The organism is Mesorhizobium sp. P2_C7, assembly GCF_056404515.1.
Window position 1 is genome coordinate 1 of record NZ_JBFUDW010000043.1, and the last position, 1,407, is coordinate 1,407.

Sequence of the window (1,407 nt, forward strand, 5' to 3'; positions counted from 1 at the left end):
AAAGCAGATGATGTGGATGGCTCCCGCTCCCGGCATCTGAGTGCCAAAGTGTGGATGCTGTCAAAGCGACCACGAGCCAAGGGAGCCACCCGTCATGGATATTATCACGATCGGCCTGGATTTGGCCAAAAGCGTTTTTCAGGTTCACTGTATTGATGCGGTGGGCGATGTTGTCGTCCGCAAGCCGCTGCGCCGCCGGCAGGTACTGCCCTTCTTCGCGAAGCTGTCGCCCTGTCTGATCGGCATGGAGGCATGCGGGACATCGCATTACTGGGCGCGCGAGCTGATCCGGCTTGGCCATGAGGTGCGGCTAATGCCGCCGGCTTACGTCAAGCCTTATGTAAAGCGCGGCAAGACCGATGCGGGTGACGCGGAAGCGATCTGCGAGGCGGTGACGCGACCAACGATGCGGTTTGTGCCGGTAAAGTCGGCCGAGCAGCAGGCGGCTCTGGCGCTGCACCGGACGCGCGATCTTCTGGTCAAGCAGCGCACGCAGCTGGTGAACATGGTGCGCGGGCTGCTCGCCGAATTCGGGATCGAGATGGCGCGCGGGCTGCACCACGCGCTTGCGCTTGCCGCGCGGCTAGCAGCCGGCGAAGTGCCCGAAGTACCGTCCCTGGCGCAGCGCATCGTCGTTGGCCTGACGCGCCAGATCGGAGACCTGCAGGACCGGCTGACAGCAATCGAGAAGGAGCTCCTCGCCTGGCATCGCTCAAACGAGTTGTCGCAACGGCTTGCGACGATCCCCGGTATTGGGGTCATCTCGGCCACTGCGCTGGCTGCCTCGGTGATTGAACCAGAGCGCTTCCGCTCGGGCCGACAATTCGCCGCTTCGCTGGGCCTGACGCCGCTTGCCAACTGCAGCGGAGGCAAGGAACGATTGGGCAAGATCTCGCGCATGGGCGATCGCTATCTGCGCCGGCTGCTGGTGGTCGGCATGACCTCGCTCGTTCGGCGGGCAAGGACAAGGCCTGACTCGGTCGATCCGCGCATGGTCGCGATGCTCAAGCGCCGGCCCGCCCGAGTCGTGACGGTGGCTGCCGCCAACCGGACGGCGCGCGTGGCCTGGGCGATCATGACGCGCGGAGGAACCTACCGGGCGCCGATCAGTGCCGCAGCCTGATCTGGTTCGGTGGCAATCAAACAAGACGCGAAGGAAAAAGAAGTTCACCAGTTGCAAGGGCGATGAGATGTGATGGCGAACCGGTCATACCGGGAGCTGGGATAACCCGTGCGAATGTCGTGGGCATCATTGCCCGCAAAGCAGAGTGGGACCTGACTCGCGGATACCATCAAGGCCAGCGGTCAACATGAACGACTGCATCAACAGGCCGGACAGAAGACCGCACCTGACCCAATCGTCAGAAACGTCAAATCACCCCTTGCATCGCGGGAGCCATCCACAGA

The 1,407-nt window shown here is 63.1% G+C and carries 1 protein-coding gene; it reads left to right on the plus strand.

Translation table 11 applies throughout. The annotated features are described in order from the left end of the window. The first annotated feature begins 94 nt into the window (after positions 1-94). Positions 95-1,123 carry an IS110 family RNA-guided transposase gene (locus AC1D2G_RS34390; protein WP_477419641.1) on the plus strand — a complete coding sequence of 343 codons (1,029 nt, stop codon included), beginning with the start codon at positions 95-97 and terminating at the stop codon, positions 1,121-1,123. The last annotated feature ends 284 nt before the right edge of the window (positions 1,124-1,407 follow it).

Excerpts from the sequence above, each read along its gene's own strand:
- AC1D2G_RS34390 (WP_477419641.1), top strand. The coding sequence starts at position 95 with ATGGATATTATCACGATCGGCCTGGATTTGGCCAAAAGCGTTTTTCAG.